Below are 24260 nucleotides of genomic sequence, written 5' to 3'. Positions count from 1 at the left end.
GCCGTCTGAAAAGCTATAAAACGCGTTTTCAGACGGCCTGTTGCCGTGTTTACTCCGCCAGCAGCCTTTGGGCGAGGAAGCCGCCTTTTTCCACGCCCGGGAGGGTGAAGAAGTAGCCGCCGCCGAAGGGTTTGATGTATTCCTCCAAGGGTTCGAGGTTGAGGCGGTTTTGTACGAAGATGAAGCCGTCGTCGAGGTTGGCCTGGTACATAACGAGGATAAGGCCGACGTTGAGCTGGCCGTTTTTGGCCAGGCCGAGCGAGTAGTTGAAGGGGCGGCGGAAGAGCAGGTGTTTTTTCATGAACTCGGGGTCGCGCGGGTCGCCCAGGCGGATGTGGCTGTCTTTGGGGATGACTTTGCCTTCGGGGTCGGCGGCGTAGTTGGGGATGTCGCTCTCTTTTTTCTGTCCCAGCGGCGCGCCGCTGTATTTTTCGCGGCCGAAGATGTCGTTTTGTTCCTGCAAGGGGGTTCTGTCCCAGAATTCGACGAAGTGGCGGATGAGGCGCACGGCCTGATAGCTGCCGTTTTTCGCCCATGCGGGTTCGTCGAGGCTGTTGGCGGCCACGCCCGTCCATAAGACCTGATCGGCAATTTTGGGGTCGGACACGTCGGGGTTGCCGGTGCCGTCGCGGAAGCCCAAGAGGTTGCGGGCGGCAATCGCGCCGGGTTCGGGCTTGGGCAGCCAGCCGTCAAGCGACCAGCGGATGACGGCGTATTTGGCGGTTTGTTTGATGATGTCGCGCAGGGCGTTTTGGCAGGTTTCGGGGGAGAAGGCGCAGATTTGGATGCCGATGTCGCCGTCGCACCATTCTTTGCGTAATTCGTCGTTGGGAAAATCCTTCATTTCTTGCAGGTGTTTGGGCTTTTTGCCGGCGAGGCCGAAGCGGTCGTCGAACAGGCTGTTGCCGACGGACACGGTTACGGTGAGGCCGTCGGGCGGGACGGTTTTGCCCAACAGGCCGCTGCCGGCGGGGGGGAGTTTGTCGTCGCCGTCGATGAGTTCGCCGCCTTTGGTGAGAAATTCGATGCGGGCGGTGAGGGTGCGGAAAAAGTCGGTGAGGCGGGCGCGGCTGTCGGCGGTGATGTCGAAGGCGCAGAGGATGCCGAAGGGCTGGTGCGGGGTGGTGATGCCGGCCTGGTGGACGCCGTAGCAGTCGTAGGCGGTTTGGCTGTGGCGGTCGAACTGCCCGCCTTCGCCGTTGCCGCCCGGGTTTTCAGACGGCCTCTGCGCGGCATCGCCCGTGCGGGTGTTCTGCCCGCAGGCGGCCAGCGCGGCAGCGGCGGCCGTGGCGACGGCGGTTTTGAGCAGGCGGCGTTTGGCGGGGTCGTTGGCGTGTTTCATTCTGTGCTCCTTGTATCGTGTTTCGGTAAACATAAAGCAGAGGCCGTCTGAAAAACAGCGGCCGTGCGGCAAATGCGAATTATATAGCGAAACGGGTTTCCGCCGCCTGTTTGCGCCGCCGCAAAGCGCATTGGTTTTTTTCAGACGGCCTGTGTTCTACAATCGCGCCGTTTGCCATACACGGTGAAACAACGTCAAACGCAGGCGCGGATGTGCCGTACAGGCCGTCTGAAAACGCGTGCCGCACCAACTATAAATAAGGAGTGTCCGCCATGAACCAAATACTATTGCGCCAAGCCGCCGCCGCCCTTGCCGCAGGCCGCCTGAAAATCACCTGCGCCGAATCGTGCACCGGCGGCCTGCTCGCGGCGTCGTTCACCGAACTGCCCGGCAGCTCGGCCTGGTTTGAAACCGGCTTCGTTACATACAGCAATGAGGCGAAACAGCGGCTCTTGGGTGTATCCGCCGAGAGCCTGCGGCGCGAAGGCGCGGTGAGCGAAACCGTGGCGCGGGAAATGGCCTCGGGCGCGTGCGCCGCCGCCGCCGCCGATTACGCTCTCGCCATCACCGGCATCGCCGGCCCTGGTGGCGGCAGCGCGGAAAAACCCGTCGGCACAGTATGTTTCGGCCTCGCCTGCCGCGAGGGCGCGTCTGCCCGTACTGCCCACTTCTGCGGCACGCGCAGCGAAATCCGCCGCCAAGCCGCCGACTTCGCCATCGCCTGGCTGGCGCAAACCCTTGCGCAGCGGCAAGGATAGGCGGCGCGGCGGCACGTTTTCAGACGGCCTTTGCGCCCCGTTGCGCGGTAAAATCTATCGCGCATATTTTTTACATAAATTTCACTCGTTTATACCGAACATCCCGCTGGACAACCGCCCGTAAAAGCCGTAGTATCCGCGCCCATCGCCATCCGGCCATATCTTTAACCGATTGATTTTTGAATTTTAAAAACAACACATGCCCGACACACAAAACGAACCGCCCATACGCTGCGCCGTCGTCGCCACCTCCACCGGCTCGCTCGACGAGCTGCCCGAACTCGACGACCTGCTCTACATCCTGCGCCTGAACGTCCACATGGACGGGCTGGTGTACGCCGACGGCTACGACCTCCACCCCGAAGCCTTCTACCTCTGGCAGGCCGAAACCCCCGAAGGCACCGCCTCCATCTCGCCGCCCGCCGAATCCGCCGTGCGCGACCTGTTCAAAGAAATCATCGACCTGGGCTACCGCGAAATCATCGTAACCACCCTCAGCGGCCGCATCAGCGGCACCGTGGACACCGTGCGCAAAGTGGCTGCCGAAATGGCGCGCGACATCCAAACCTACATCATCGACACCGGCACCGCCTGCATCGCCGAAGGCCATTTCGCCCTCGAAGCCGTGCGCCTGTTGCGGCTCGGTTTCGCCGCCGCCGACGTGGCCGAACACCTCGAACGCCTCAAACCCACTGCCGAAATCGTATTCAGCGTCAACAGCCTGCGCCGTCTGCACCATCTGAACACCACCGAAAAATTCTTCGCCGGCCTGCTCGACCTCAAACCCGTGCTGCGCTTTTACGACGGGCAGTTTTCCCGCGCCGGCATCGGCATGGGGCGCAAAACCGAAGACACCCTCGACGCGCTGGCCGACACCGCCGCCCGCGCCGCCCGCGCCAAACCCGTCCGCCTCTACGGCCTCTACGGCGGCGACCGCGCCCTCTACGAACGCCTCGCCGAAAAACTGAAAAACAAAACCGGCCTCACCCCCGCCGCTTTCCCCATCTCCCCCGTTATCGGCGCGCACATCGGCGCGAACGCGGTGGGTGTGTGCTGGGTGGACGAACCGCTGTAAACGCCCGCGCACCGTGCGCCGCCACAGGCAAAGGCCGTCTGAAAACACCGTTTCGCCGCAGTCAAATCCGTTTTCAGACGGCCTTATCCCAATCCCGACAGCGGCCCGCAACCAAAAAAATGCCGTCATTCCCGCGCAGGCGGGAATCTTGGTTGGTATTCGGTATTTTAAAAAAAACAAAGATTTGCTTGGATTCCGACAAGATTCCCGCCTGCGTGGGAATGACGGCGGTCGGAAAGGTTGGGGGGGCAAGTTGGTAGGTCAGGTATTGATGCCCGACGTTTTTGAAATGTGCCGGTTTTCGGGCATAAATGCCTGACCTGCTTTGAATGTTGCCAACCGCGTGCGCGGCAGAGCCGCACACCCTACGGCGTTTTCCGGATAACGTTTGCGCTTCTCTCTGCCTCACAGCCCCAGCAGTTTCTCCGCATTTTTATACGCAATCATCTCTTTTTCAGACGACGCAACCGGCAGGCTGTCGATAAATTCGTGCGCACCGTCAAGGCTTTGATAGGGATAATCCAGCGAGAACAGAATGCGCTCCGCGCCCAGCAGCGTGTAGATAAAGTCAAAATGCGCTCGGGTGAGCATACCGCTGGGGGTTACATACACCTGCTCGCGGAAGGTGTCGGTGATGCTGCGGCGCAAGCCCGAAGCTGCTTGCGGAATGGAATCGTCCAGCCGTTGCAGGTAAAACGGCAGCATTTCGCCCCAGTGGCCGCTGATGATTTGCAGATTGGGGTTGCGGTCTAACGCGCCGCTTAAAATCAGGCGCATTAAATGAATGCCTGCTTCGTTGTGCCAGCCTCATGCAAACATGGACAATCGGGCGGTGAGTTCGGGCGTGAAACCGCTGTAATAGGCAGCCTGAACGGCGGGCACGGGGATGCCGGGGTGCAGATAGAGTGGTACGCGCAGTTCGTTGAATTTGGCGAGCAGTTCGGCGTATTCGGGCGCGTCTAAAAAATGGTCATTGGGGCGACCATTCAAGAGTGCGCCTTTTAGCCTGAGCTGTTTGACGGCGCGTTCCAGTTCGGCGACGGCGTTTTCAGGCTGCCCCCACGGCAGGGTGGCGAAGGCGGCGAAGCGGGTGGGGTGGTCGGCAACGGTTTGGGCGAGGCGGTCGTTCACGCTTTGGGCGAGCGACAATTCTTTGTCTTTGGGGGCGAACTGCGGAAAGCCGCCGAGCGAGAGGATTTGCATGTCCACGCCCGCCGCGTCCATATCGGCAAGGCGTTCGCCCGTCCAGTCCATGCCCTTGCGCAGGAAGTCGGCATTGTCGATCACTTGCGGGCGGGTGCGCGGGCGGTTGCCGTCTTTCACGGTTTTGCTCCAATCGCTCAGATAGGGCGCGGCTTTGAGGGCGGCAGACATGGCCTGCAAAAAGGTGCGGCGGGTGAGCTGCATCAGGTTTCCTTTCAGACGGCCTGTTTGGAAACGAGATGATAGGCGGCGTGTGGCGCGGCTGCTAATCGTAAAACGGTATGGGCGGTATCGTGCTGGGCGATGGTCGTCTGAAAGGGTTTCAGACGGCGTTTGCAGTTTTCAGGCTGCTTTTGAGGCCGTCTGAAAACCTGTGTGCAACACAGACATCCTTTACACCTTTCCTTAAAGACATCCTTTACATCATCAAGGCTTTGAAGGTTCCGCATGCCAGTGTGTTGCAGGAATAATTTTCCCTTCCCGCTCATCAAACTGACCGAGAAAGTGAAAACGGTAAAAAATACGCCACACCCTATCCGCATAAGGCACAAACGCCACCGCTTCATGGGCAGGTACTTGGCTTAAATACAAGGTGTTACCCTTCCATTTGATTTCGCCGCCGCCTTTCACTTGGCGTAATGCAACACCCTCGCCATAGTCATAAGGCTCTATCCTGCCTGTGTATAAACGGTTGGACGGGGTATAGCATTCGGATGGCGTTTTACGTCCGATACCCTTGTGGGAACGTTCATGGTTGTATTCGCGGACAAAGGCATCAAACTACACTTGTTGGGCGCACAAGTCTTGTTCCATTTTGTCCAGACGAGCATGAAGACTGTCTTTCAGGCTGCGGTGCATTCGTTCGTGCCGTCCGTTTTGTTCGGGATGGGCAGGTTGAATACGCTCCGGGCGAATGCCCAAGTCAATCCACCATTTAGACAAGTGGCTGATACCGCCCAATGCGGTTGAAGCAAAGGGTGCGCCGTTGTCGGAACAGATTGCCCGTGGTAAGCCGAATTCGGTAAACAGACGCTCAAACAAAGCGGTTACGGGCGCACGCTGAGTGCCGCTTAACGCCTGACACAGCAACAGGTAACGGTTGAAATTATCGGTTACGGTCAAGGGATAGCAGAGTTTGTTGTTCCCTAGGGTCTGTTGACATTCAACTTTTGACGCGGATTTTGCGTCATAAAACGGCAGATGCAAGGCGAAAATGCGAACCTATGCCGTCCATAGGCGAGTATTTGCAACGCGGCAGATGCCGTTTTAGGGCGTAAAAGCCGCCAAAACGTTGATTGTCAACAGACCCTGGCAGAAACTGTCCTTTGAAGTCTGCGCTCCATGTGCTGTTGGCGGCGGTGCATTCGTTAAAGGGCTGTGTATCTGCGCTGACTTTGCGGCGGCGTTTGCGCGGTTTCACCAAACCTGCGCGGGCAAGGATTAAGTCGCCGGTGCTGTCTGCGGGTTTGTGTTGCTCGGGAAAGGTGTGGACAAACAGGTTAAGTGCGCTCCAATCGGGACGTTTGAGCTTCTCGGCAACCAGCCATTCGCTTATCCATTGCGGTGTGGCATTGGGGCTGTGTTTGGGTCGGCGGGATAGCTCAGCCAGTCCGTCAACCCCCACCTGTTGATGGCGTTTGATCCATTTGTCAGCCGTCGGGCGGCTGATGTTGAATTGTCTGCATAGCTCGGTTTTGGTGTAACGTCTGGTGAGCCATGCTTGGATAAATCGGATGCACTGCTGCATGATGTTCGTTTCTTTCCAAGGTAGTGTGGCTTTCATCATTTTGTGGCGGGCTGAATGATGAAAATCTGCCTGTGGATGTAAACGATGTCTTTGGGGTGTAAAGGATGTTATCGGGTTGTACCCGCGCAGGGCGCAGGGGCGCAGGGGAGGGAGGATTGGCGGCGGGTGCGAAAAAGGTTTTCAGACGGCCGTCTGAAAACCTTGCGTGTGGCGGGTCAGGGTTGCCCGGTGTTTTGCCGCGCGTTTTGCTTGGCGGCTTTTTTTTCCGCTTTGGCGGCTTTGCGGCGGGCGCGGGATTCGGCGAGTTTTTCGCGGTAGAAGCGGCGGCGGCTGCGGGTTCTCCACCAGAACCAGCCCAGCAGCACCGCGCCGATGCCGATGGCGGCAAAGAGGCCGTGCTGCACTTGGTGCACGGTTTTCATCAGCCATTCGCGGTTGGTCGCGCCGTAGTTGCCCAGGTACACCCAAAGCGGCACGGAGATGAGGGCGGCGAGGCCGTCCATCAGGATGAAGCGCAGCACGGACACTTTGCGGCTGATGCCGGCGGTCATATAGATGGGGGTGCGCAGGCCGGGGAGGAAGCGGGCGACGAATAAAACCCAGTTGCCGTATTTTTCAAATTTTTCTTCCACTTGGGCGTAGCGTTGCGGGGTCATGACGCGGGCGATGAAGCGGAAACGCATGATGTTGTCGCCCCAGAAGCGGCCGGCGGAGAACACGAGGCCGTCGCCCGCCAGCACGCCGGCGATGCCGACGGCCACCATGATGTGCGGGTCGGTGTAGCCGAGGCCGGAGATGATGCCGCCGGTTACGAGGGTGATGTCTTCGGGTATCGGCACGCCGAATCCGCAGGCGATGAGTACGGAAAATACGGCGGCGTAGCCGTATTGGAGGAAGAAACTTTCTAGAAAGGCTGCCATAAATCCTGTTTCCTCGTAATTGCGTGTTTCGGTGCGAACCTGTGCGGCAAAAGGCCGTCTGAAAAGCGCGGATTATACCGTAACGCCTGTTTTTCAGACGGCCTTTCAGACGGCCTTATCCTATTTTTGCGCGGCTTGGCGGATGGCCTCGGCGATGCGTTCGGCGGCGCGGCGGGCGGCGTCGGCGCGGCGGGCTTCGGCCATGACGCGCACCACCGGTTCGGTGCCGGAGGCGCGCAGGACGATGCGGCCTTCGGCGGCCAGCTCTTTTTCGGCTTCGGAGAGCGCGGGCGCGGCGGCGGCCTGCCAGTCCTGCCCTTTGCTGATGCGCACGTTGATCATGGTTTGCGGGAAGGCTTTCCAGTCTACCGCCGCTTCCAGATCCTGCCCCAGCGTTTTGAGGGCGGCGAACACTTGCAGGGCGGAGATGATGCCGTCGCCGGTGTTGTGTTTGTCGAGGCACAGGATGTGGCCGCTGGCTTCGCCGCCCACCTGCCAGCCGCGTTCGTGGAGCTGTTTGAGCACGTAGCGGTCGCCGACTTTGGCACGGGCGAAGGGGATGTTTTTTTCGGCGAGGGCCAGTTCCATCGCCATATTGGTCATCACCGTGCCGACCACGCCGCCGCAGAGCCGGCCTTCTTGGGCGCGGGCTTTGGCGATGACGTAGATGAGTTTGTCGCCGTCGTACACTTTGCCGTTTCTGTCCACCATTAAAAGGCGGTCGCCGTCGCCGTCGAGGGCGACGCCGTAGTCGGCTTCGTTTTGCAGCACGGCCGCTTGCAGGGTTTTGGGGTGGGTTGCGCCGCATTTGTCGTTGATGTTGTAGCCGCTGGGCGCGTCGGCGATGCTGACCACTTCCGCGCCCAGTTCGTGAAACACTTTCGGGGCGACGTTGTAGCCCGCGCCGTTGGCGGTGTCGACGACGATTTTCAGGCCGTAGAGGTCGAGCTGGTTGGGGAAGGCGGATTTGCAGAACTCGATGTAGCGGTCGTCTGCGCCGCTGATGCGGCGGGCGCGGCCGAGGCGGTCGGAGTGTTCGGTGGCGATGGCTTTGTCCAGCTCGGCTTCGATTTCCAGCTCGATTTTGTCGGAGAGCTTCACGCCGCCTGCGGCGAAGAATTTGATGCCGTTGTCGGCATAGCCGTTGTGCGAGGCGGAAATCATCACGCCGGCGGCCAGGCGCAGGGCGCGGGTGAGGTAGGCGATGCCGGGGGTGGGCAGCGGGCCGGTTTGGATGACGTTCGCGCCGGCGGCGGTGAAGCCGGCCACCAGCGCGGCTTCGAGCATGTAGCCGGAAATGCGGGTGTCTTTGCCGATAATCACCGTCGGCCTGCCCTTGCCGTCGTGCTGCACCAGCACCCGTCCGGCCGCGTAGCCGAGTTTCAACACGAAATCGGGGGTAATCGGAAACTGCCCCACTTCGCCGCGCACGCCGTCGGTGCCGAAATATTTTTTGGCCATAAGCCGCTCCTTGGTTGGAAATACGATAAAACAATCAGTTGGTCAAATAGCGGTTGAACGCGTAGTAAACCGCCATGTTGAGGCACGCCGCCAAAAACGGCAGCGTGATAAACAGAGCCGCGCCGCCGCCGTCTGTGTCGCCGTAATGCACCCAGGCAGCCATGGGCAGCAGGGTGAGGGGAAACAGCGCGCCGCGCCGCGCGGCGTCTTTCTTGCGGCCGTCGGCAAACTCGTCGAGCAGGCCGTCTGAAAATCCGCGCACGAAGCCGAAGCAGAGATAAACGGCTGCCGCCGTGAGCAGGAAACCGTAAGGGCCGATGCCTGCGCCGATATGCCGCCACACGGTCAGGCCGCCGCACACGGCGGCTGCGGCGGCGCAAACGGGCGGCAGGTATTTTCTGATTGCCGGATTCATGCAGTGTCCTTTTCTTGCTTTTGTTTGGCGGCGGAGGCCGTCTGAAACCTTTGTTTCGGGCAAGCGTTTGCGTTCCGAAGAATATCGGCGGGGCCGACGTAGGGTGTGTGGCGCAGCCACGCACGCGGTTTGATTGTTGGGGAAACGTGCGGATTTGTTATGTGGCAGGGAACGCGTGCGTGGCTTGCGCCGCACACCCTACGCCATCCCCGCCTGCCGGTGCATCAACGTGAAAACGCCAAACCGTTTTTCAGACGGCCTGTTGGCCGTTCAATCCAAATCCCCGCCCAAGGCCGCCCATACGTTCAGCGCGTCGGCGGTGGCCTTCACGTCGTGCACGCGCAGGATGCTTGCCCCGCGCGACACCGCCGCCAGAGCCGCCGCCACGCTGCCCGCCGCCCTTTCAGACGGCCTCTGTTCGCCCGTGAGCTCGCCGATCATGCGTTTGCGCGATACGCCGATCAAAAGCGGCAGGCCGCATTCGGCCGCCAGCGCGCGCAGGCCGCGCATCAGGGCGGTGTTGTGCGCGAGCGTTTTGCCGAAACCGAAGCCGGGGTCGAGCACCAGCCGCCGCCGCGCGATGCCCGCCGCTTCGCAGGCCGCCGCCCGATCGTTCAGATAGGCCGCCACTTCGGCGGCCACATCGCCGTAAGACGGGTTGTTTTGCATGGTTTGCGGCAGACCTTTCATGTGCATCAGGCACACGCCGACCGTCGGATGCCGTGCCAGCAGTTCCGCCGCGCCCGCGTCTTCCAGAGCCTGCACGTCGTTGATAATGTCCGCCCAGCCCGCATCGAGCACGCGGCGCATGATTTCGGCGCGGCGGGTGTCCACGCTGAGCGGCACGCCCCAGCGCGCCATTTCGGGCAACACCGCCGAGAGCCGCCGCCATTCCTCTTCGGGCGGCACGAAATCCGCGCCCGGGCGCGTGGATTCGCCGCCCGCGTCCAAAATGTCCGCCCCCCCGCGCAGCAGCTTTTGCGCGTGTTCGAGCGTGTGTTTCACGCTTTGCGCATAGGTGCCGCCGTCGGAAAACGAGTCGGGGGTAACGTTGACAATGCCCATGATTTTCGGCTTGTCCAAAGCCAATTCAAAGCGTCCCGCCTGCCACATCATGCCGCCCTCCGCGCGCGTTATACCGAAACGCGCGATTATACATGCAGGCGCGGCGCAAAACCGCCCGATCCGCTACAATGCCGCGTTTTCCGGACGCGCCCCGAGGCCGTCTGAAAACGCCGTCCAACGAAGTTTGAACCGCCCCAATGCTTTTGCGCTTTCCGTTTGCAAAACGAGTGTGCAAAAGCATTCGGGTTTTTCCCTACCGGAAAGGAAACCGATGAAACCCAGCCCGCGCGATGCCGCCGTGCGCCGCCTGCAAGCGGCCATAGGCCACACCTTCGCCGATCCCGCCCTGCTCGACCGCGCCCTCACCCACCGCAGTTTTTCCTCGCGCCACAACGAACGCTTCGAGTTTGTCGGCGACGCCATCCTCAACTACACCGTCGCCCGCATGCTGTTCGACGCCTATCCCCAGCTGCCCGAAGGCCGCCTCTCCCGCCTGCGCGCCAACCTCGTCAACCAAACCGTGCTGGCCGAAACCGCCGCCGCGCTCAATATCGGCGACGCGCTGCTTTTGGGTGCGGGCGAACTCAAAAGCGGCGGTTTCAGACGGCCTTCCATCCTCGCCGACGCAATGGAGGCGGTGTTTGCCGCCGTATCCTTCGACGCGGATTTTGCCGCCGCCGAAGCCGTCGTCCGCCGCCTGTTCGCCGAGCGCGTGGCCAACATAGACTGCGGCGAAAAAGAGGCCAAAGACGCGAAAACCCGCTTGCAGGAAGCCTTGCAGGCGCAGCGTTTCGCCCTGCCCAAATACCGCATCGACAAGCAGGAGGGCGAAGGCAGCGGGGCGTGGTTCACCGTGTCCTGCGACTTGGGCGAGCTGGGCTTCGTCTCCACCGCCCAGGCCGCCGGCCGCCGCGCCGCCGAACAGGAAGCCGCCAAAACCGCCCTCGAATGGTTCGCCGCCAAATATCCGGCGGCGGGGGCGAAACACAGGCGCAGGTAGCAATACGGTTGAGGCCGTCTGAAAACACGAATTTTGGTTTTTCAGACGGCCTGTTTGCATCCCGCCATACCGAACATGCCGTAGGGTGTGTCGCCCTGAGGCGACGCACGCGTTCTCTGCTGCATAACGGATTTTGTCTTCTTCAAAAGCCGAAACCGCGTGCGTGGCTTGCGCCACACCCTACCTCGATGGTGGAGGCCGTCTGAAAGCGCAGCTTCGGCGCAGCCAAAACCTTGTTCCATCATTCCCGCACAGGCGGGGATCTTTCCTTTCGTTTGCTCATGTTTGAATAAACAATAAGTTGTCTGAATCCGACAAGATTCCCGCCTGCGCGGGAATGACGGCGGGAGGGCGGACGTAGGGTGTGTCGCCCCTAGGCGACGCACGCGTTCTCTGCTGTGCAGCGAATCCGTGTTTTCCCGCAAACCCGAAACCGCGTGCGTGGCTGCGCCACACACCCTACCTTAACGGCGGAGGCCGTCTGAAAACCTGTTTTTGGTTTTTCAGACGGCCTGTTGTGTCTGCGGCAGGTTTACTGCACGAGCAGGGCGGTTTCGCGTTCGCTGTTTTTGGGGCGCACGCGCACGCCGCTGCCTCTGCTGCCGGTTACGGCGAGGACGATGCCGTCGTATTCGCTGAGGTGGACGGCGAGGGCGGCGTCGCCGTATTCGGTGTATTGGACGGTGCCGCAGTCGGGGGCGCAGTCGGCGGGGTTCCAGCGCAGGTAGTAGGTTTTGCCGGATTCGACGGCGAGGTTTTCGCCGCCTTTGAGTTTGAAGTAGGGGTAGTCGGGCTTGCGGGTGTGGAAGCTCCATTGGGCGGTTTTGTCCTGCGTTTTGGCGGTTTCCCAGTCGGTTTCGCGGTAGCGGAAAACGGCGCGGTATTCGGTGTCGTAGTCGAGGGGGTCGAGGGGGAAAAGGGCGAATTGTTGTTCGGTGAGGTGTTTGTTGGGGTCGGTGGCGGCGGTGAGGATGCGGGTGTTGGTGATTTCGCGTTTGCCTTGGAAGAGCCGGAAGGACTGCATTTCGATGAGTACGTCGCGGTTGTTGAAGGAGATGCTGACGGGGTTGCCGCTGTATTCGCGGTCGGGCAGGGGGTTGGGGGTTTCGTTGGAGAAGACGGGGTGGGCGAGGTGGCCGACGGGGTAGACGGTGTATTCGGGCGGGTTGTAGTCGATTTCGTCGCTGTATATGACGGCGTTGTTGGCGCACCAGTCGTCGTAGTAGGGGCGCTCTTCCTGAACGTGGGTGCGCGCTTTGCGGCAGAGCCGCTCGCCGGTGCGGTTGCCCTGGTTGACGACGAGGGCGTGGCGGTTGCGGCGGCTGGAAAAGCCGATGCCGGCTTCGTCGGCGGCGGGGTCGAGCAGGGAGAAGCGGTGGTAGATGGCGGTCATGAGGCCGTCGAGGTATTGCTGTTGCAGGCGGCGCGCGCCGGTGAGGTTTTCGTGTTCGCCGGTGCTGAGGTTTTCCTGTACGCCGAGATAAAGATAACCCGCGCGTTTGGTGCGCTGGTCGAGTTCTTTGCCGCGAAAATGGGGGTTGCCGGGGTGGTTTTCGTCGTGCATGTCGGCGGGGTAGTCGTTGAGGTAGCGGGCATGGTCGGCGGCGGCGCGGGCGAGCAGGGAGGAGTGGGCGAAGGGGGTGAGGCCGGCTTCGCGGCGCAGGTGGTTGAGGTAGCCGAGGGCGTCGAGGCCGGCGTAAGGGGCGGGGTCCTGGCCGGGGCGGGGGTAGACGAGTTCGACGGGTTCGGGTTTGAGCAGGCGGGTGGCGGCAAAGAGGAGCAGGGCGATCAGGGCGAGCCAGACGAGCAGGGCTTTGAGCCAGCCGCCGGTGTGTGTTTGTGCCATATCATTCGAGGATGTAGAGCCCCACGGCGAGGGTGGTTACGGTGAGGCAGAAGAGGAGGATGACGGAGATGATGAATCGTTTCATGGCATTGGGAGGCCGTCTGAAAAGGGGTGCGGGGTGTTTTTCAGACGGCCTTTGCGGGGATTAGTTGTCGGCGAACATGTTTTTGAACCAGAGTTTGACGCTGTCCCACAGGCGGCCGAAGAAGCCGGCTTCCGGCACGGCGTCGAGGGCGACGACGGGGCGTTCGGCCAGCACTTTGCCGTCGTAGGAGATTTTGAGTTTGCCCAGCACCTGGCCTTTTTCCACGGGGGCGACGACGGGCTGGACGGTTTCGAGCACGGTTTTGACTTTGCTGCCTTCGCCGTGGGGGATGGTTACGTAAACGGGTTCGGCAAAGCCGACGTTCACCGTGTCGGCCTTGCCTTTGTATACCTGGGCGGCGGAGACGGCTTTGCCGGCGTCGTAGGCTTTGGGGGTGTCGAAGGCCTGCAAGGCCCAGTTGAGCAGTTTGCTGCTTTCGCCGGCACGCGCTTCGATGCTTTCGGTGCCGACGACGACGGAGACGACGCGGCGGCCGTTGCGTTTGCTGGACGCGACGAGGTTGTAGCCCGCGCTGTTGGTGTGGCCGGTTTTGAGGCCGTCCACGTTCGGGTCGCGGTAGAGCAGCAGGTTGCGGTTGGGCTGTTCGATGTTGTTGTATTTGAAGGACTGCATCGAGTAGATGGGGTAATACTTGGGATAGTCTCTGATGATGGCGGCGGCGAGGATGGCAAGGTCGCGCACGGTGGTGAAGTGGCCGTCGCCGGGCAGGCCGGTGGCGTTGGTGAAGTGGGTGCCGTTCATGCCCAGCCGCTTGGCTTCGGCGTTCATCATTTTGGCGAAACCCTCTTCGCTGCCGCCGAGGGCTTCGGCCAGGGTGATGGCGGCGTCGTTACCCGACTGGACGATCAGTCCTTTGAGCAGATCGCCCACGGCAACGGGTTTGCCCGCGTTGAGGAACATGCGCGAGCCCTCGGCGCGCCAGGCTTTTTCGGAGGGCGTGAGGGTGTCGGTTGCGTTGAGCTTGCCGCTTTCGAGGGCTTTGAAGGCCAGATAGGCGGTCATCAGCTTGGTGAGCGAGGCCGGTTCGACCGGTTTGTCCAAATCGCGGCCGGTGAGGATCTGGCCGCTTTGCAAATCCTGCACCAGATAGGCGGCGGCGGCGATTTCCGGCGCGGCGGCGGCCTGCGGCTTGGGCTCGTCGGGCAGCACGTCTTCCGGCGCGGAAGCCGCCTGCTCGGGCGCGGAGGCCGCTGCTGCGGCCGCGCCCGCCGCTGCGGGGGCGGCGGCAACGGCGGCGCGTTTGTAACGGGAATGGCGTTTTTTGTAATGGGCGGCGGAGGCCGTCTGAAAAGAGAGCGCGGCGGCAAGGGCCGTCAGAACGAGGTATTTTTTCATCATGCTGGGAAACTGCTACACGGATTGCGGGAGAAGGCGGCGCGAACCCGTTTGAGGCCGTCTGAAAACGCGCCGCGCGGCAGCGGCGCGGCGGCAGAAGCGGCACGGGCATCGTGCGCGAAAAGCGGGCATTATACCCACGAGCCCCGTGTTTGCTAACTTTTTCTTGCCTTTGCCCTGCACCGCAGGTATGGTTTTACCTTTCGTAAAATAATTTAACATCATCATGGACACCCGCCATTCGCACTACCTCACCGCCATCCTCACCTCCGCCGTTTACGACGCCGCCGCCGAAACCCCGCTCGAAGCCGCCCGTAACCTTTCAGGCCGTCTGAAAAACAACATCCTGCTCAAACGCGAGGATTTGCAGCCCGTTTTCTCCTTTAAAATACGCGGCGCGTACAACAAAATGGCCGCGCTGGGCGAAGCGGAGCTCAAACGCGGCGTCATCACCGCCAGCGCGGGCAACCACGCCCAGGGCGTCGCCCTCTCGGCGCAGAAACTCGGCTGCGAAGCCACCATCGTCATGCCCGAAACCACCCCGCAGATCAAAGTGGACGCGGTTAAATCGCGCGGCGGCAAAGTCGTCCTCCACGGCACCTCCTACAACGACGCCTACGACCACGCCATGCGCCTCGTCGCCCAAAGCGGCCTCACCTACATCCCCCCCTTCGACGACCCCGCCGTGATTGCCGGACAAGGCACCATCGGCATGGAAATCATCCGCCAGCACCCCAAACACATCGATGCCGTCTTCGTCCCCATCGGCGGCGGCGGCCTGGCCGCCGGCGTGGCCGCCTTCATCAAAAACGTCCGCCCCGAAATCAAAGTCATCGGCGTGGAAACCTATGACGCCTGCGCCATGAAACAATCCATAGACGCGGGGCAACGCATCGAACTCAAAGACGTCGGACTGTTTGCCGACGGCACGGCGGTCAAACTCGTCGGCGAACACACCTTCGCCCTCTGCCGCGACCTGCTCGACGAAATCATCCTGGTGGACACCGACGACATCTGCGGCGCGGTCAAAGACATCTACGACGACACCCGCAGCATCACCGAACCCTCCGGCGCGCTCGCCCTGGCTGGCCTCAAAGCCTACATCGCCCGCGAAGCCTGCGAAGGCCGCACCCTCATCGCCATCAACAGCGGCGCAAACATGAACTTCCACCGCCTGCGCCACGTTTCCGAACGCAGCGAACTGGGCGAAGGCAACGAAGGCATCTTCGCCGTCTCCATTCCCGAGAAGCCCGGCAGCTTCCTCAAATTCATCAACCTCCTGGGCAACCGCAGCATCACCGAGTTCAACTACCGCTACGGCGACGAGGCCGCCGCCCACATCTTCGTCGGCATCCAAACCACCGGCGCGGCCGACCGGCGCACCATCGGCGCGGAACTCACCGCCGCCGGCCTGCCCAACACCGACCTCACCGAAGACGAAATCGCCAAAATCCACATCCGCTACATGGTGGGCGGGCGCAGCCACAAAGTGCGGCACGAACGCCTCATCAGCTTCGAATTCCCCGAACGCCCCGGCGCGCTGCGCCACTTCCTCAACCACATGCAGAGCGGCTGGAACATCACCCTCTTCCACTACCGCAACCACGGCGCGGACTACGGCCGCATCCTCGTCGGCATCGACGTCCCCCCCGCCGACACCACCGCCTTCGCCGCCTTCCTGCAAAATGTCGGCTACGTCTGCGAAGACCAAACCGCCAACGCCGCCTACCGCCTGTTTCTCAACTGAACGGGCACAAAGGCGAGAGGCCGTCTGAAAACCGCAAATCCGGTTTTTCAGACGGCCTCTCTTTGCAACGAACAGCCGAAACCGCGTGCGTGGCTGCGCCACACACCCTACCTTCGCGGCCGAGTCCGCCCGTGCCGAACCCGCCGTAGGGTGTGTCGCCCCAAGGCGATGCGCGCGGTTTTTGTGCCGCAGCACATCCGCGCGTTTCCAGAGAAATACAGCAAAGCAGGCGTGCCGCCCAAACGGTTGCGGGTTTGGCGGTGGGTGTCTGAGTTGATAGGAAACATTGAGGCCGTCTGAAAAACGTTTTTCAGACGGCCTCTTTGCGGCAAACAGCGAAACCGCGTGTGTGGCTTGCGCCACACGCCCTGCCTTGGCGGCTGCTTTTTATTTTGTTTCGCTGTGGAGCTGCCGCACGAATACGGCCGATTGGCGGCCGCTTTGGCGGTGGTCTTCGCGGCGGGTGGGGGGGAGGTCGGCGGGGGAGGCCGTCTGAAAACCACGTTCGGCGAACCAGTCGCCGGTTTGGGTGGAGAGGGCGAAGAGGCGTTTGAGGCCGCGTTGGCGGGCTTGGGCGAGCAGGTGTTCGAGCAGCATTTCGCCGAGGCCGCCGCGCTGGGCTTCGGGGGAGACGGCCAGGCAGGCGATTTCGCCGCTTTCGGGGGCTTCGGGGAAGGTTTTGAGGGCGGCGCAGCCGTAGATTTGGCGGTCGTATTCGAGGACGAAGAAGCGGCGGATGTGGGTTTCGAGGTATTCGCGGCTGCGGTGGATGAGGATGCCGGCTTGTTCCAGCGGGCGGATGAGGGCGATGAGGGCGGGGATGTCGCCTGCGGCGGCGGGGCGGATGGCGGCGAAGGGGTTTTGGGAGACGGATGTACCGGTGCCGCTGCGGGTGAAGAGTTCGCCGATGAGTGCGCCGTCGCTGCGGCCGGAGAGGATTTGGCAGCGGGGCACGCCGCCGGCGACGGCTTCGAGGGCGGTGCGCAGGAGGTTTTGCTGGGGGGGAAGGATGCGGCCTTGTTGCAGGAGGGTTTCGGCTTCTTGGGCGGAGAGGTTGGCGAGGCGGCGGCCTTGTTCGTCCAAGATGCCTTCTTCTTCGATGAGGAAGAGGAGTTTTTCGGCTTTGAGGGCGCAGGCGGCGGCGCGGGCGGTTTCGGTCATGGAAAGGTTGAAGGTTTTGCCGCCGAGGGAGGGGGCGAGGGGGCCGATGAGGGCGAGCGCGCCGCTGTCGAGGGCGGCTTCGAGAGCCCGGGTGTCGGTGTTGCGCACGCATCCGGTGTGGCACATGTCGATGCCGTCGATGATGCCGGCGGGGCGGGCGCAGACGAAGTTGCCGGCGGCGGTGCGCAGGCGGCTGCGGCGGGGGGCGTGGGGAAGGGCGGCGGTGAGGGCGGCGGTGATGTCGGCATCGAGGCGGCCGCAGACTTGTTTGGCGATGTCGAGGATTTCGGGTGTGGTGATGCGGCGGTTGCGGTGGTAGCGGGTTTGGATGCCGGCTTGGTCGCAGGCCGCGCTGATTTGGCTGCGGCTGCCGTAGACGAGGACGAGGCGGATGCCGAGGGCGGCGAGGAGGGCGAGGTCGGCGGCGATGGGGCGGAAGGTGCCGGTGTCGAGCAGGCTGCCGGTAACGCCGACCACCAAGGTTTTGCCGCGCAGCCCTCCGATATATGGGGCGGCTTCGCGGAAGTGGCGGGCAAAGGCGGGGAAGTCGGCAGTATCCATCGGTGCGGGTCAGCGGGTGAGCAGGATGTAGAAGAGTTGCAGGATGAGGATGGTGAGGGCGACGAGGGTGGCGAGCGTCCAGTTGGTGTCGCCGCTTTTGGCCGCTGCGGGGGCGGCGCGTTCGGGCGGCGCGGGCAGGGGGACGGCGCGGGCGGCGAGGCGTTCGCGGTCGTGCGGCACGGCGGCGGCTTGGCCGCCGTCGGCGGGGTGTTCGAGCAGGTAGTCGATTTGCTGTTTATCGAAGGCGTTGCGCCCGCGCACGTAGGTGCCGAGGCGGCGCACGGTTTCGATGTCGCTCACGCCGTCGGCCATCCAGTCGATGGAGGAGACTTGCTGTTTGGCGACGAAGTCTTTGGCTTTGAACAGACCCTGGCAGTCGGTGCAGCGCACGAAGCCTTGGGCGACGTTGAGCTGGCTTTCTTTGACTTTGAGGAAGGTGTTGCAGTGGGGGCAGGAGCAGATGGGCATAATGTGTTTCGGTTTTTATGTGTTTGGCGTGAGGCCGTCTGAAAACCTGTTTTCAGACGGCCTGCGGTTTATGCGCCGTAGCGTCGGCGGTAGGCTTGCACCGGCTCTAAGAAGCGGGCGAATTCGGCGTTGTTTTGCAGCAGAGTGAACAAATCGTCGAGGGTGGCGATGGCGACGACGGGCAGGCCGTACTGCCGTTCCACTTCCTGTACGGCGGATAGTTCGCCGGTGCCTTTTTCCATGCGGTCGAGGGCGATGGCGACGGCGGCGGGGGTTGCGCCTTGGGCTTGGATGAGGTTTACCGATTCGCGCACGGAGGTGCCGGCGGAGATGACGTCGTCGATGATCAGCACGCGGCCTTGAAGCGGCGCGCCCACCAACACGCCGCCTTCGCCGTGGTCTTTGGCTTCTTTGCGGTTGTAGGCGAAGGGGACGTTCACGCCCTGTTCGGCCAGCATCATGGCGGTGGCGGCGGCGAGGACGATGCCTTTGTAGGCCGGGCCGAACAGCATGTCGAATTTTATGCCGCTTTCAAGGACGGTGCGGGCGTAAAAACGCGCCAGCGCGAGGGTGGACGCGCCGTCGCGGAACAGGCCGGCGTTGAAGAAATAGGGCGACTGCCGGCCGGCTTTGGTGGTGAACTCGCCGAATTTGAGCACGTTTTGCGCCAGGGCGAATTTTAAAAAATCTTGACGGAAATCGGACATTCTCGCGCTTTCTGTTGGCACACGGAAAGGGCGGATTATAGTGGAATAGGGCGCAAACGGGCAGACTTTACTTTTTCAGACGGCCTCTGATGCGCAGAGGCCGTCTGAAAAATCGGTTACAATGCCGCCGTCCTGAATTTACCCGTTTTCACCGTTCATGCTCAAAATCGTCTCCGCCAATGTAAACGGCATCCGTTCCGCCTATAAAAAAGGCTTTCTCGACTACATCGCCGCCTCGGGCGCGGACATTGTCTGCGTGCAGGAGCTCAAAGCCCAAGAGGCCGACCTCGCGCCCGAAATGAAAAACCCGCACGGGATGTACGGGCATTGGCACTGCGCGGAAAAACGCGGTTACAGCGGCGTGGCGGTGTACAGCAAACGCGCACCCGACCGCGTGCAGGTGGGCATGGGCGTGGAAGAGTTCGACCGCGAAGGGCGGTTTGTGCGCTGCGATTTCGGCAATCTTTCGGTGATTTCGCTGTACCTGCCCAGCGGCAGCAGCGCGGAAGAACGCCAGCAGGCCAAATTCCGCTTTCTCGACGTGTTCTACCCCATGCTGGCCGACCTGAAAGCCGAAGGGCGCGACATCGTGGTGTGTGGCGACTGGAACATCGCCCATCAGAACATCGATTTGAAAAACTGGAAGGGCAACCAGAAAAACTCGGGCTTCCTGCCCGAAGAGCGCGAGTGGATCGGCAAGGTGATCAACGATTTGGGCTGGACGGACATCTGGCGCACGCTCTACCCCGACCACCCGGGCTACACATGGTGGAGCAACCGCGGGCAGGCGTATGCCAAAGACGTGGGCTGGCGCATCGACTACCAAATGGTAACGCCCGAACTGGCCGCCAAAGCCTTGAATGCCCACGTTTACAAAGACGAAAAATTTTCCGACCACGCGCCCTTGGTTGTGGAGTACGACTATGGCTGCTGACCGACGCAACAGGCCGTCTGAAAAACGGCAGGCCGCCGCGCAGAGGCCGTCTGAAAAGCCCGCCGCGCAAGGCAAAGGCCGCGTAATCGCTTTCACCCCCGCCTTCAAAAGCGGCCTGCTGTGGATGGCCGCCGCCTTCCTGCTGCCGCTGCTTTTGTGGACGCTGTTTACCGCCGCCACCTTCGCCGGCCTGATTCCCGTATACCGCCCCAACCCCGGCTGGGCGGCCGCCTGGCTCTTCATCGCGCTGCCCTGCCTCCTGAACGCCGCCCGCCGCTTCAATTGGCGCGGCTTCGACAAATTTGGCTGGCTCGTTTCCGCGCTGGCCGGATTCGCCATCCTCACCCTCCCCGCCGCCCTGCTGGTTTATTTCACACTGGCGCAGTGGATGGGCGTGAAGCTGTGAACACGGTTTGAGGCCGTCTGAAAAAGTTTGCGCCGCTTAAAGGCCGTCTGAAAAAAGGAGCAAAACATGACCCCCGCCGAACGCCGCGACTTCCTGTGGGAGCTCGCATCCGGCATCTTGTGGAGCTTCGCCATCACCGCCCTGTGGATATGGACGGACGCGGGCATGTTCGCCTTCGCCTCCATCGCCCTCGTCATGCTGCCCGCCATCGCCTCCTGCCTGTTCAATGCCGTTTTCAGACCGCCGCAGCGCACGTTCTACCTCGCCAAAGCCGCAATCTGGTTCTGCGCCGCCGCCCTCACCGCCCTGTGGATCAAATACGCCGACGACTTCGCCCAAACCCGCGCCCTCGAAGCCGCCGCCAAAATCGAAAAATTCCACGCCGAACAAGGCCGCTGGCCGGACAGCCTCGCCGCCGTCGGCGTAGAACAAGAAGGCCGCCCCCGCCTCTACTATCTCCCGCCCAACCCGCCCGCGCAACCGCAGCCTTTCCTGTTCTACCCCGCCTTTACCAGCCCCTCCGACCGCTACTTTTACGACTTCGACCGCCGCCGTTTCGAGTTTCAGCCCGATTAAGCCCTTACATTAAACCTTTCAGACGGCCTCAAAGCACAAAAGGCCGTCTGAAAGCGCAGCTTCAACGAAGTTAAAACCGACCCGCCCCAACCCAAAGGAAAACGCAACATGAAAAAAGCCCTCCTCCTCTGCGCCCTCGCCGCCACAGCCACAGCCGCCGCCGCGCCCGCCGCCGCCAAACGTTACGCCACCGCCGAAGGCGACGACGTCGAAGGCATGCTCACCATCACAGGCAGCCGCTTCGGGCTGGTGTCCTTCGCCAACGGCGACGAATGCGAACTCGAAGGCCGCATCAAAAACGGCACTTGGCGCGACGGCAGAGGCTGCGTCGTCCGCTTCAAATTCAGCGGCAAAAACCAAGACACCGTCGAAGTCCGCGACGATGGGGAATGCAGCAGCTACTGCGGCGTCAAAGCCCGCTTCGAGAGCGTCTACACCGCCCTCCCCGCCCTGTGCACCAAAGAGGGTAGCAAAGCCAGCGACCAACGCTACCGGGCCGCCTACCGCGCCAAACGCTACCCCGAAGCCCTCAAAATCAAACAGCAATACGTAGACCGATGCATCCGCTTCAACGGCTACACCGCCAGAATCCGACCCTACAACGACCTCGCCGAAAGCCAGCTCCACACCGGCGACAAAGCCGCCTGCCGCAGCACCCTCGCCCAAATCGAGCACTGGTTCGAGCCAGAAATCCCCTCCACCTACCTCGACGACAAAACCTTCCGCCGCGAACAAAAACGCTACGAAGCCGCCGTCAAAGCCTGCGCCAAATAAAGCCGCGCGGCAGAGGCCGTCTGAAAGCACAGCTTCGGCGCAGCCAAAACGGGATTTCGGTTTTCAGACGGCCTCCGCCGCTCAGGTAGGGTGTGTGGCGCAGCCACGCACGCGGTCGGACGTTTGGAGCTGACGGAGAATGTCGAGGCTGTCTGAAAACAGGTTTCGGCTGCACCGAAGCCGCGCTTTCAGACGGCCTCAACACATACCGAACCTGATGTAGGGTGTGTCGCCCGAGGCGATGCACGCGTTCCCTGCCGCAACACGAACGCCGCCCACATCGGGCAAACCCGCTTTTCAGACGGCCTCAAACAGAATCTATAATAGAGGCCGCCTGAAAACGCAGTTTCAACGAAGTGAAAACCGAAAACCCCGCCAAACAGGAGTCCGCCATGCTTACCCCGCCGCTGCACGAGCTGTTTGAAGCCCGCCACATCGCCGTCGTCGGCGCGAGTGCGCGCATGGAAACGGCGGGCGGGCGGGTGTTTGCCGCGCTGCTGCGCCGCCCCTTCGCCGGCCGCCTCACGCCGGTGAACCTGCGGCGCAAAACCGTGGCCGGTCTGCCCGCCTTCGCCCATGTCGGGCAAATCGGCGAAAAGCCGGATGCGGTCGTGGTCGCCGTGCCGCCGCAGGCGCAGGCGGGCGCGGTGGCGGCCTGCGCGGCCTCGGGCGTGCCCTATGTACTGCTGCTGGCCGACGAGGGCGGCGAGCCGGACGACGAGCAGTGCGCCAAACTCTTTAAGGCGGCTGCGGGCGGCGCGGGGAAAACGCAGCTGGTGTTGTGCGCGGGCGACGGCTTCAACCTGCCGCACGCGGGGCTGTATGCCGACTGTTTCGGCGGCTTTCCCGCAGCGGGGCGGGTGGCCGTGCTGGGGCGGCAGGCGGGCTTCTGCGGCGGCGTACTGCGCGCGCTGGCCGGTGTGCCGGTCGGTTTTTCCTTTACCGCCAACCTGTTGCCGCAGTCGCCCGCCGCGCCCTGGCTCGACCGTTTTCGCGAGGACGGCCACAGCCGTCTGCTGGTCTGCCAGTATCTGCCGCAGCAGCCTGCGGCGTTTTTCTCTGCGCTGCGGCAGGCGGCGCAGGACAAAAACGTGCTGCTTTACGCGCCGCAAAGCCTGGATGCGCGGGAAGACGCGCTGTTTCGCGCGCTGGCGGAACACTGCGGCGCGCTGCCGGTGCGCACGCCGCAGGAGTTGCAGGCCGCCGTCCGCGCCGCCCTGCTGCCGCGACGGCCGGGGCAGGGCGGGGTGTGCATCCTGTCCGACGGCGAAAGCGGCTGGCTGGCCGACGCGGCGCAGGCAGCGGGCGTGCGCGTGCAGGTGCTGCCCACTCTGCCGCGCCGCGCCAACCCGCTGCAAATTCGCGATGCCGCTGCTGCCGCGCTGCAAGACGACGGCTGCCGCGCCCTGTTGCTGCGGGCAAACGATGCCGACACGGCGGCGCAGCTGGCGCAGTTGCAGCAGGGCAGCGACACGCCGCTGTATGCCGTGCTGCCGCCCGACAGCGGCGCGGAACACGCGTTTTCAGACGGCCTCTGTGCGTTTTCCGGCGAAGAAGAGGCCGTGCGCACCCTCGCGGCGCAGGCGGCGTGGCAGCGGCTGCACAAAATGCGGCAGACAACCGCCAAGCCGCACAGGCCGCCCTGCCTGACCCCCGATTTGCGCCAGGCCGCGCTGCTGGTCGGCCGCCCCGCCGGGCTGGCCGCCGTGCTGCACCTGCCGCCGCAGGATGCGGGCGGGTTTTCAGACGGCCTGTTGTCCTACACCGTCCTGCCGCACACGGGCGCGGTGCTCGAAGCGCGTTACAACGGAGAAACCCGCCTGCTGCTGCCGCCTTTCGACACCCGCCACGCCCTGCTGCTGGGGCGTTTTTTCGCCGCCGCCGCGCTGCGCCCCGCGCTCGAACAGCTTTTATTGTCGCTGAACGCCGCCGCCTACGGCCTGAGTGCCCTGCAATCGCTGCGCATACGTGTTGACACGCAAAACGCGCGGCTCTGCACCGAAAGCCTGTCCGCCGACGCAGACGTGCCGCCCGTCGCGCCCCTGTTCGCCGCCGCCCCGTTTTCAGACGGCCGCTTCTTCACCGCCGCCAACGGCGAAACCCTGCTCGTGCGCGCCCTCCTGCCCGAAGATGCCGAAGCCTTGCAGCGGTTTGTGCGCGGCATGGACGAGGCCGACCGCAGAACCCGTTTTATGAGCCACATCAAAGAGCTGCCGGCCGGCCGCCTCGCCCGTTTCACCCTCATCGACCACGCGCGCGACTGCGCAATCGCCGCCTGGCGCGGCAGCGGCGAAATCGCCGGTTGGGCGCAGTACGCCTGCCTGCGCTTCCCCGAAGCCTGCGAGTTCGGCATCGCCGTGGCCGCCGACATGAAAGGGCAGGGGCTGGCCGCCTTCCTGCTGCGCCAGCTCGTCGCCCAAGCGGGCAGGCAGAGCTACCGCGCCGTGTGCGCCGAAATCCTCGCCGACAACGCCGCCATGCGCGCGCTGGCCGCCAAACTCGGCTTCAAAACCGCCCCTTCGCCCGAAGACGCGCGGCTCGTTGCCGCCCGCCTCGCCCTACAACGCGAAAAACGCCCGAAAAGCCGCCTGCTGCCCAACAAAGGCTTGCGCGGCGGCGGTAAAACAGTCTAAAATCCGCGCTTTTGCATATC

General features: G+C 62.8%; 21 protein-coding genes and 1 pseudogene. 9 read left to right on the top strand and 13 right to left on the bottom strand.

Translation table 11 applies throughout. The annotated features are described in order from the left end of the window. Positions 1-49: 49 nt before the first annotated feature. Positions 50-1342 carry an iron uptake transporter deferrochelatase/peroxidase subunit gene (gene efeB / locus H3L91_RS10670; protein WP_040659153.1) on the bottom strand — a complete coding sequence of 431 codons (1293 nt, stop codon included), beginning with the start codon at positions 1340-1342 and terminating at the stop codon, positions 50-52. Between the two features lie 272 nt (positions 1343-1614). Here efeB and H3L91_RS10665 point away from each other — a divergent pair, with 272 nt between their 5' ends. Beyond that, on the top strand, positions 1615-2100 hold the full coding sequence (locus H3L91_RS10665; protein WP_007343886.1) for a CinA family protein: 486 nt from the start codon (positions 1615-1617) through the stop codon (positions 2098-2100). Between the two features lie 199 nt (positions 2101-2299). Continuing rightward, positions 2300-3175, top strand: a complete 876-nt coding sequence (locus H3L91_RS10660) for a DegV family protein (RefSeq protein WP_007343884.1) — start codon at positions 2300-2302, stop codon at positions 3173-3175. Positions 3176-3580: 405 nt separating this feature from the next. On the opposite strand, the pseudogene H3L91_RS12395 reads toward H3L91_RS10660, so the two are convergent. The 7 genes and pseudogenes from H3L91_RS12395 to folP form a co-directional block, all read right to left on the bottom strand. Continuing rightward, positions 3581-4429 (bottom strand): annotated as a pseudogene (locus tag H3L91_RS12395) (amidohydrolase family protein). A 729-nt stretch (positions 4430-5158) separates the two neighbouring features. Next, the gene (locus H3L91_RS10645; RefSeq protein ID WP_370992039.1) at positions 5159-5584 is read right to left on the bottom strand and encodes a DDE-type integrase/transposase/recombinase; all 426 of its coding nucleotides are present in this window, start codon (positions 5582-5584) and stop codon (positions 5159-5161) included. After that, entirely contained in the window at positions 5565-6125 is a 561-nt protein-coding gene (locus tag H3L91_RS10640; protein ID WP_218915629.1) for a helix-turn-helix domain-containing protein, read from the bottom strand. The genes H3L91_RS10645 and H3L91_RS10640 overlap by 20 nt, the downstream gene beginning before the upstream one ends. 215 nt (positions 6126-6340) lie before the next feature. Beyond that, on the bottom strand, positions 6341-7045 hold the full coding sequence (locus tag H3L91_RS10635) for a DedA family protein (RefSeq protein ID WP_007343876.1): 705 nt from the start codon (positions 7043-7045) through the stop codon (positions 6341-6343). 120 nt (positions 7046-7165) lie between these two features. Continuing rightward, entirely contained in the window at positions 7166-8506 is a 1341-nt protein-coding gene (glmM, locus tag H3L91_RS10630; protein ID WP_007343875.1) for a phosphoglucosamine mutase, read from the bottom strand. Positions 8507-8540: 34 nt separating this feature from the next. Next, positions 8541-8921, bottom strand: coding sequence for a hypothetical protein (locus H3L91_RS10625; protein WP_007343874.1), 381 nt, complete (start codon positions 8919-8921; stop codon positions 8541-8543). A 270-nt stretch (positions 8922-9191) separates the two neighbouring features. After that, on the bottom strand, positions 9192-10037 hold the full coding sequence (gene folP / locus H3L91_RS10620) for a dihydropteroate synthase (protein ID WP_007343872.1): 846 nt from the start codon (positions 10035-10037) through the stop codon (positions 9192-9194). Between the two features lie 220 nt (positions 10038-10257). Between folP and rnc the strand changes: the two genes are divergently transcribed. Beyond that, positions 10258-10986 carry a ribonuclease III gene (rnc, locus tag H3L91_RS10615; protein ID WP_040659150.1) on the top strand — a complete coding sequence of 243 codons (729 nt, stop codon included), beginning with the start codon at positions 10258-10260 and terminating at the stop codon, positions 10984-10986. Positions 10987-11518: 532 nt separating this feature from the next. Here rnc and H3L91_RS10610 read toward each other — a convergent pair. Both H3L91_RS10610 and H3L91_RS10605 read right to left on the bottom strand, forming a co-directional pair. Beyond that, the gene (locus tag H3L91_RS10610; RefSeq protein ID WP_007343869.1) at positions 11519-12832 is read right to left on the bottom strand and encodes a CAP domain-containing protein; all 1314 of its coding nucleotides are present in this window, start codon (positions 12830-12832) and stop codon (positions 11519-11521) included. A gap of 145 nt (positions 12833-12977) precedes the next feature. Next, positions 12978-14273, bottom strand: coding sequence for a D-alanyl-D-alanine carboxypeptidase family protein (locus tag H3L91_RS10605; RefSeq protein WP_040659719.1), 1296 nt, complete (start codon positions 14271-14273; stop codon positions 12978-12980). A gap of 226 nt (positions 14274-14499) precedes the next feature. Between H3L91_RS10605 and ilvA the strand changes: the two genes are divergently transcribed. Next, positions 14500-16020 (top strand): threonine ammonia-lyase, biosynthetic, encoded by a 1521-nt coding sequence (gene ilvA / locus H3L91_RS10600; protein WP_007343867.1) that lies wholly within the window; start codon positions 14500-14502, stop codon positions 16018-16020. Between the two features lie 387 nt (positions 16021-16407). Here the strand turns inward: ilvA and argA are convergent, their stop codons facing one another. The 3 genes from argA to pyrE form a co-directional block, all read right to left on the bottom strand. Continuing rightward, positions 16408-17742: an amino-acid N-acetyltransferase gene (argA, locus tag H3L91_RS10595; RefSeq protein ID WP_007343865.1), complete on the bottom strand. Its 1335-nt coding sequence runs from the start codon at positions 17740-17742 to the stop codon at positions 16408-16410. A gap of 9 nt (positions 17743-17751) precedes the next feature. Next, on the bottom strand, positions 17752-18210 hold the full coding sequence (locus H3L91_RS10590; RefSeq protein ID WP_049255526.1) for an MJ0042-type zinc finger domain-containing protein: 459 nt from the start codon (positions 18208-18210) through the stop codon (positions 17752-17754). Between the two features lie 68 nt (positions 18211-18278). Further along, positions 18279-18917, bottom strand: coding sequence for an orotate phosphoribosyltransferase (pyrE, locus tag H3L91_RS10585; protein WP_007343862.1), 639 nt, complete (start codon positions 18915-18917; stop codon positions 18279-18281). A 157-nt stretch (positions 18918-19074) separates the two neighbouring features. Here pyrE and H3L91_RS10580 point away from each other — a divergent pair, with 157 nt between their 5' ends. The 5 genes from H3L91_RS10580 to H3L91_RS10560 all read left to right on the top strand — a co-directional run bounded on the left by H3L91_RS10580 (position 19075) and on the right by H3L91_RS10560 (position 24240). Next, positions 19075-19851 (top strand): exodeoxyribonuclease III, encoded by a 777-nt coding sequence (locus tag H3L91_RS10580; RefSeq protein ID WP_007343861.1) that lies wholly within the window; start codon positions 19075-19077, stop codon positions 19849-19851. Then, on the top strand, positions 19841-20257 hold the full coding sequence (locus tag H3L91_RS10575) for a hypothetical protein (protein ID WP_007343860.1): 417 nt from the start codon (positions 19841-19843) through the stop codon (positions 20255-20257). Before H3L91_RS10580 ends, H3L91_RS10575 begins: the two co-directional genes overlap by 11 nt. A gap of 66 nt (positions 20258-20323) precedes the next feature. Then, positions 20324-20833, top strand: coding sequence for a hypothetical protein (locus tag H3L91_RS10570; protein ID WP_007343859.1), 510 nt, complete (start codon positions 20324-20326; stop codon positions 20831-20833). A gap of 108 nt (positions 20834-20941) precedes the next feature. Next, complete coding sequence (locus tag H3L91_RS10565) at positions 20942-21607, top strand: hypothetical protein (protein WP_049255521.1); 666 nt, start codon at positions 20942-20944, stop codon at positions 21605-21607. A gap of 356 nt (positions 21608-21963) precedes the next feature. Next, positions 21964-24240 (top strand): bifunctional acetate--CoA ligase family protein/GNAT family N-acetyltransferase, encoded by a 2277-nt coding sequence (locus H3L91_RS10560; protein ID WP_007343856.1) that lies wholly within the window; start codon positions 21964-21966, stop codon positions 24238-24240. Positions 24241-24260 lie beyond the last annotated feature (20 nt).

This window comes from Neisseria bacilliformis, from assembly GCF_014055025.1.
In the GTDB taxonomy this organism is placed as follows: Bacteria; Pseudomonadota; Gammaproteobacteria; order Burkholderiales; family Neisseriaceae; genus Neisseria; species Neisseria bacilliformis.
The sequence above is the reverse complement of the archived record's forward strand: the minus strand, read 5'-3'. Positions and strand labels throughout refer to the sequence as shown.